The following is a 7,428-nucleotide window of genomic DNA, read 5'->3' on the forward strand; positions in this document are numbered from 1 at the left end:
GCTTATATAATCGACTCACTATGAGCTGTATGCTGTTCATAGTAAGTTGGTTTAAAATCTTCCATTTTTAAGGTGTGTTCAATCCCTTTAATGGTATCTGCTGCATGATGGTTTACATAAATAACGGTACTCGTTTTTGCAGCACACACCTTTTCTATCAGCAGTAAAACGCGTTGACGATTTGCCTCGTCAAGCCCTAAACATGGCTCATCCAAAATAACTAATGCGGGGTGTTTAACCATTGCGCGTACAATCAGTAATAAGCGCTGATCGCCATACGATAGTTGAGTAAAAGCGCAATTTGCTTTATCGCTTAGGCCAATTAATGCCAGCCACTGTTTCGCTAACCGCATTTGTAACTCGCTGGCTTGTTGATATAAACCAATACTATCGAAAAACCCAGAGATAACAGTATTGAGCGCCGAAATACTCACTCTATACTGTAAATGCAAGGTATTAGAGATATAACCAATATGCTGTTTTATATCCCAAATACTCTCTCCTGTGCCACGCTTAAAACCAAACACCTCAATCTCATTGTTATAACACTGAGGGTTATCACCGGTGATTAAATTTAATAAACAGGTTTTTCCTGAGCCATTCTTACCGGTAAGTTGCCAGTGTTGGTGTTGCTTAATTGTCCAGTTTAAGTTCTCAAAGATAGTCTGTTCACCATAACGTACATGCGCATCAGTAAGCTTAACGAGTGGCGTGTTTACATTTGAAATAAAAGCGGGTTCGGGTGAATCTGGAATAGTTATAGGTGTATGTTCTAAATGCAGTAACTTAAACAAATCGGCTCGTTCTGCTGCGCACGGTTTTGCTAAGCTATGTTGTAAAAGACCCTTGCTCACATAAGCAAAGTGATCAACAAACGCAGGAGTTTCATCAACACGGTTTAGTACAAACACAAAGCAAGTGTGCGTACTCAGTTGCTTTAATAGGCGGTTTAACTGCCCAGCCGATTTAGTGTCTAAGCCATCAAATGGTTCATCAAGCACAACTAAATCACTGTTAGCAGACAGTGCTTTAATCAATAATAATTTACGTGTTTCACCGGTCGATAAATCAGTAAAGTTACGATTAAGTAAGGCATCAAAATTAAGAGCCGTAATTAGCTGTTGGCATAAATCGTTATTTATTTCAGGCGCAGAAAAGAGTATATCGGTTACTTTTTGTGGTTTATCACTTTTGCGATTAGCGCTTAATAACTGCTTTTGTAAATCACTTGAAACCAACTGTAGATTATTAAAAGTACTGTGGCGTTGCCCACTTTGTTGCTTGGCTTCACCAATAAGCGTAGCCCCAAGCGCAGATTTACCGGCGCCATTGCCGCCAAGCAATACCCAGTGCTCCCCCTGTTTTACTTGCCAAGTTAAATCCTTAATATAATAGCGATTACTGCCACCGGTGGATAAATAACCATTAAATTGCTGAAGTAAAATTGAGCGCACACTAGATCCCAAAATAAGGCTTAAAAATTCAAATTAACGTACAAAATAACAATTAGGCAAGTGAGATTTAATCAACCTCTGTTAGAAGAGCATCGTTTAGTGCCGCTATTATACTTTGCTGATCTATAGGTTTATGAATATGACTTATTGCTCCACAAGCTTTAGCGCGAGCTATATCACTATCAGAAGTGTTTGCGGTAACCACAATAATGGGTCGTGTTTTGTCTTTTTCATGCAGCAGCTTTGTGGCTTCAAAGCCATCCATAACCGGCATATTTAAATCCATAAATATAACATCATAGCTATTTTCAGCCGCCATTTCACAAGCGACTTTGCCATTTTCAGCCGATTCAACCTGTATGTTCAAAGAACTTAATAACTTTGTTAGTACCAACATGTTGAGCGGGTTATCTTCAACCACTAAACACTTAAGATCATCAGGCAAGCGCGTTGGCATAGTTTCGCTTGTGTCCATCTCTAATGGTAGGCTTAAAAATACAATGGCGCCTTGTGGATGATTATTCTCAAAACGAATGTCGCCATTAAGCGCATTAACAATATATTGCACGCGGGTAAGCCCTGTTCTGAGGCCTTGAAAATGGTTACTTTGTTGATTGTTATCTAATTCGAGCTGACCAACCGGGTGGCTAAAGCCACAACCACTGTCTTTTATGCTTAACTCTAACCGATGGTTATTGAGCGTAGCAATGACAGTGACCTCTCCTTGCTCAGTAAACTTTAATGCGTTATTAAGTAGTTCAGAAACAATTTGTTGTAGGCGTGCGTGATCTATAATCACCGCGCAATCTAAGCTCGGCGCTAACTCGGTAATTAACTTTAACCCTTTCTCAGTACAGCCATATTGATACACCGCCAGTATTTTGTTTAAAGTTGTTAGTAGGTTGTCTGAGGTTGGCTTTAACGACCAGCGATTTAAACTAAGCGCCTGTAAATCTTGAAGTTCACCTAGCATTGCTAGCAACCGAGTTGAACAGTACTGAGCTTGACGCTTAATTTGTTGTTGCGAGCTGGGAATGGTTAATTCATTTATAGAACTAATTAATCCCTGTAACGGGGTTCTAAACTCATGACTGGCGCGTGCGATAAAATGCTCTTTATTCTGACTGACTTGCTCGGCAAATTCTTTTTGTTGTTGATACTCAAGCAGAGTCTGCAAAACTTGCCTTTCCATTGGCATAAACACAAATCTTAACTCTAGAAGCAATAACGCTAGAGTCAAAAACCAACACAACAGCTCAATATTGGCTACCCAATTAACCTTTGTCACCGCTTGCTGCTCAAATAAGCTCACCGCGGTGTCTAATTTTTTTAATAATGCTTCAATCTCGCCCACAGAAAACATCACGGGATTCGCTTGTTCTTGTTGGGTCAGTAATTTTTTTGCTTGCTTTATAAAACTAGATACCTCGGCATCTAGGTTACCTGGGGCGGCATAATATAAATCAACTAAAGCAGCATTTAAATAAATCGCCTCACCTTGCTTATTTTTAGTGAGTAAAAAAGTATGTCCTTGCTCGAATAGCCCAAGTGAGTGGGCTAACGATTTCAGGTGCTGTTCTTTTTTAGCTGTTTGATTAATTAGCGCATTACTATGCCACGCTATTTTTTGTGACAGCATACGTTGCTTACCTGCTATATTGATAATTTTCGCATCGTATTTTTGCACAGAAAAGACGTATTGCATGAGTAGTGCGGATACGCTGATCAGCAAGGCAATAGCAATTAATGCCCACCGATAACGCGTGCGAATACTCTTTACAATATTAAACATAAACCAAGCTGCTTTTTATTTTCACTTTAGTCTAACTGTAGCAAGTTAATCAGTTAATTCACTAATTATTAGATATAAAAAAGCCCAACTAAAAAGCTGGGCTACTTACAATATCATTAACGATTTTCTAAGCGGTTATAATCAAACATACCAAATTCAACCCCTCGATACTGGCGGGCAACGTGATGTAATATATCGCTGTATTGCCAAAACTGAGGGTGCGTTCGACGAATCGCAAACTTAGACTTTAAAGCCCGATAATCCGCCTCTACTTGCATAAGCGGTAGCTGCTCTGCAAATGCAGCAACTTGTTGCGGGTTATTTAAATACCAAATTGCTGATGGGTAATCACCAATAAAACCTGGCACAATTGTCACGGTATCTTCTTCATAAGCACGCTGGCCGTCTTCGTTTAATAAGCTCGAAATATTATAATGCGCGTTATGATGAATAATCGTATAAGCCTTGTGCTCATCTTGCTCTTTTACTAACACATACGATAGCTGCGGGAGTAAGTTAATTGCTTTAGCGGGCATGGTGTTAATTGCACTTAATGGTGCGGGTACTTTTTTATAGTCATAACGAGGACTTAATACCGGCTCAAGCGTTTGTTTAATTAATCCATATAACTCTGATTGTGGCTTATCAGTTTGGTAACTAATACCGCTGGGTTGACTAAACTCACGGTTATTTTCGAAAAAGGTCGATAGACTTGGCGGTGATTTACGATACCAGCTTTGCTTAATAGCTTCGCGTTGTGACTCTGGTAATAACGCAAGAAAGTTTTGCTCACCTTCCAAGCGTAAAAAATCCATATATAAACGTGTTATCAATTGATGGCCAATATTGCCATACACATCAAAGCCTGCCACTAGTAAGTAGTGAATACGCTCAAACAATGCATAATCAAGTACCCACATCGTTTTAGGTTGCTGGCCAACAAGCCCTTTTACAACTGTTGCACTATCGAAATGGCGAAAAATTGTCAGCGCCGCATTTTGGTTATGCCCTTCCCCTTTCCACAGTAAATCAGTAGTTAAGTGCTCGCCATTTTTGAACATTTTATTAGCTAGCTCTACCTTGGCTTTTAAATAGCGTTTTTCGCGAACTGAGTATTTTACCCAGTTAGAAATAGGTAACGCATTACTCTCCTCGGCTGCTGGTAACTCTAATGCGTCTTCATGTTGCATTAGCATTTTACCAACCTCTGGAGTCGCCACTTTTTCAGGATCGGCAAATGCCACCCAAAAATGGTCATTAATCACGTTCAGTGCTATTTGACCACGGCAAACAGGTCCTTTAATGAAGCCCATAATAATTAACTCAGCTTCATCGAGCATAAATTGATACTTAGCATCAATAGGCAGTGCTTCAAAAGTTTTAAATGGGTTTGATGCAAGTGCTGGCTCATAGCTTGGTAAGCTAGATACAGTGTATTTTGGTGCGATGAACTGCTGATATAAGCGCGTTAACTTCTCATCCGTTAACTTAAGTGGCAAATGCGTTTTTGACAAAATAGTAGAGCGGTCGTGAAGCAGTCGATAATAAACACGCTCAACATTTGGGTTATCATAAGGGCGACGAGCGCTAATTAACTTAATATCTTCCCCAGGAGGAGTGCTTGAACGCACCAACTTAAAAAAGTTTGGTGATTGCGCATCACTAAAATAGATGTGCGCTAAAAACCAATGTTCATAAATATAACGCGCTGATAACTGATACTTCAAACCATCTTGATTTAAAAATGCTTCCCAGTTTTTTACCTTTGCAAGCTCAGCAGCTGATGGCGGCTTGATATGCGCCATTTTCCCACCTTTTTTAATCCAATTTTGTAGATGCTGAAATTCAGCAGCCGACACCCCTGGTAAGCCATAAGGCATACCCGCATGCGGTTGCTCATCCGCTAATTGGTCAAACTCACCCATGGTCGCACAACTTTGGTTGCGACTAAGCGAAAAATCAAAGCGTTCATCTAATACTTCATCTTCTGGCAAAGGTGAACTTTGCTTTAATACCAGCGTGTTAAATAACACACTACCGGCTAAATTGGCTTCTTCATTTTGTGCTCGCTCGTTTAATACCGGGCTAAACTCTTTTTCACGCCATTGCTCAGTGGTGGTTGCATCAAATAATAATCGGCTCGGCGTTGAGGCTAACAACCGAGTACCGTCGTACACCAGCTCTTTACTTAGCCCTCTATCTATTCCCTCAGGAGACGACAACTTCAACTGGCAAGGCGCATCATAACAACCATGGCAAACCACGCAGCGAGTATCTATTACAGGCTTTACATGTTGAAGAAATTCGGCGCCATCACCACTATTAGCGTCAACAATACGCGCTTGTGTTTTTTCGGGACCAAACAGTTCGTTATAATGAGCATTTCCTAGGTAGGCACAGCCACTTAAAATAATCAGTACAAATGTACTTATAATGATCTTTTTCATTACTCTGCCTCATCGCCCAAATCGAACGTGGGCATCATATCAACTTGAGGTGATACGAATGTCAGCTCATCAACTGTAGTCACTACAGCGCTTAATAGAGGGCCTTGGGTGAGCGTTAGTTGAGCGTCATGTTCGCTTTGCACTACACTTGAAAAGCTTGAATTGATGACATTCAATTCATAGTCCGTAATGCTTATGCCAATACTACTGTCAGCACTGGGATTTTGGCATAGCTGAGTCAGTAGCTCATCACTTAAAATAACTGAAATTTCCACGTCAGGCTGCGCTAAGTCACGGGTACTTAGTGTCTCATCTAGAATAAATAAAGGGAGGGTTAAATTGCTATCTTGTTCAAGTTCCATTGGACTCTCTTGCTGACTGGCGGTGTAATTACCGCCATTATAGCAAAAAAGCACATAATTACTGCGACTAAATAACCATACTAAAGCCTAAAATTAATCCTAAGCTTGCTAATTACTAAGCTTTAATATCATCCATTGCCGATTCAATCATAGAAAAAACAGCCCCTTGAGGATCGCAAATAACACTAAAACGCCCTACATCAGGGATATCTGTAGCAGGTACGCACACTTGCCCTCCAAGGATCGCCGCTTTTTTTACATAGCTATCGCAGTTATCCACGGCAAAGTAAATCATCCAATGGGGAGGCACGTCTTCTGGCCACTCATTATTCATTTGTAGCATGCCCGCTACAGGCTTACCTGCAACTAAGAACAAGGTGTAATCCATACCTTCCATAGGCTTTATTTCACTTTGCCAACCTAGTAATTCGCAGTAAAAGTGACGGCTCGCTTCGCTATCACGCGTTGCCATTTCGTGCCAATAAGGCGTGCCGAGCTCACAAGGGCGCTGACATCCTATGTGCTCTTTACCTTGCCATAACGCCACTCTGGCGCCGGTTGGGTCTTTAAGCATTAACATGCGCCCTGCATTCATAACATTGTGAGGGCCTGCTATAATTTGCGCGCCTAGCTTTTGCGCCTTAATTGCACATGTATCAACATCATCTACTGCAATATAGGTAAGCCAGTAGCTAGGTGTGGAATCGTCCACTTGCTCTTTAGGCATTTGGTACATGGCAGCAATATCGTCACCTTGCTTTTGAAGCATTGTGTAATATTCATCTTCGCCAATTGGCTGGTCGTCATTCCCCCATTCAAACAACGAGGTATAAAAAGCTTTTCCATCTTTCCAATTATGAGTACACAGTTCAGCCCAGCAAAATATACCTTGCGGATAATTATTTTTATTATTCATCGCCCATTTCCTGTTGTAAATTTAAGCTATTTTTAGCTTAGGCTAATAGTCTATGAGAGTCGATAGCTATTCAATGAATAGACATGCCTTTACTGAGTTTTAGCGTATAGTCATATTCCCTTCTATGAAAAAACAGCGCTCAAATATTAAACTATAGATATTCAGAGGTTCTTAAACCGCTGGCTTCTACTCGGGGTTGATACTAACTCAGGCTACTTAGCTTACATTAGCACCGAGCAGCTAAAAGCTGATAGCTAATCACTTTTCTTCAAGCATTAAAAAACCCGAGACTAAGCTCGGGTTTTTTTAATGCTTAATGCATTACAACAGTTGATTACTCAACGATAGTTGCAACAACACCAGCACCAACAGTACGGCCACCTTCACGGATAGCGAAACGAAGACCTTCGTCCATCGCGATTGGCGCGATTAGAGTTACTGTCATCTTAACGTTATC

Annotated in this window: 5 protein-coding genes and 1 pseudogene; all 6 read right to left on the reverse strand. The window is 40.7% G+C overall.

Annotation, left to right across the window (positions count from 1 at the left end):
* Positions 1-2 precede the first annotated feature (2 nt).
* Complete coding sequence (locus AN392_RS07060; RefSeq protein ID WP_055012287.1) at positions 3-1,454, reverse strand: ATP-binding cassette domain-containing protein; 1,452 nt, start codon at positions 1,452-1,454, stop codon at positions 3-5.
* 67 nt (positions 1,455-1,521) lie between these two features.
* On the reverse strand, positions 1,522-3,246 hold the full coding sequence (locus tag AN392_RS07065) for a response regulator (protein ID WP_055012288.1): 1,725 nt from the start codon (positions 3,244-3,246) through the stop codon (positions 1,522-1,524).
* Between the two features lie 116 nt (positions 3,247-3,362).
* Positions 3,363-5,693, reverse strand: a complete 2,331-nt coding sequence (locus AN392_RS07070; RefSeq protein ID WP_055012289.1) for a fatty acid cis/trans isomerase — start codon at positions 5,691-5,693, stop codon at positions 3,363-3,365.
* A complete protein-coding gene (locus tag AN392_RS07075) occupies positions 5,693-6,055 on the reverse strand; it encodes a hypothetical protein (protein ID WP_054202577.1) in 363 nt (120 codons plus the stop codon). Before AN392_RS07075 ends, AN392_RS07070 begins: the two co-directional genes overlap by 1 nt.
* 115 nt (positions 6,056-6,170) lie before the next feature.
* Entirely contained in the window at positions 6,171-6,971 is an 801-nt protein-coding gene (locus tag AN392_RS07080) for a VOC family protein (RefSeq protein WP_055012290.1), read from the reverse strand.
* A 334-nt stretch (positions 6,972-7,305) separates the two neighbouring features.
* Positions 7,306-7,428, reverse strand: a pseudogene (locus tag AN392_RS18425) (elongation factor Tu); the annotation flags it as partial.

The sequence above is a fragment of the Pseudoalteromonas sp. P1-16-1b genome, from assembly GCF_001401785.1.
GTDB classification, from domain to species: Bacteria; Pseudomonadota; Gammaproteobacteria; order Enterobacterales; family Alteromonadaceae; genus Pseudoalteromonas; species Pseudoalteromonas undina.

Excerpts from the sequence above, each read along its gene's own strand:
- AN392_RS07065 (WP_055012288.1), bottom strand. The coding sequence starts at position 3,246 with ATGTTTAATATTGTAAAGAGTATTCGCACGCGTTATCGGTGGGCATTA.
- AN392_RS07070 (WP_055012289.1), bottom strand. The coding sequence starts at position 5,693 with ATGAAAAAGATCATTATAAGTACATTTGTACTGATTATTTTAAGTGGC.
- AN392_RS07075 (WP_054202577.1), bottom strand. The coding sequence starts at position 6,055 with ATGGAACTTGAACAAGATAGCAATTTAACCCTCCCTTTATTTATTCTA.
- AN392_RS07080 (WP_055012290.1), bottom strand. The coding sequence starts at position 6,971 with ATGAATAATAAAAATAATTATCCGCAAGGTATATTTTGCTGGGCTGAA.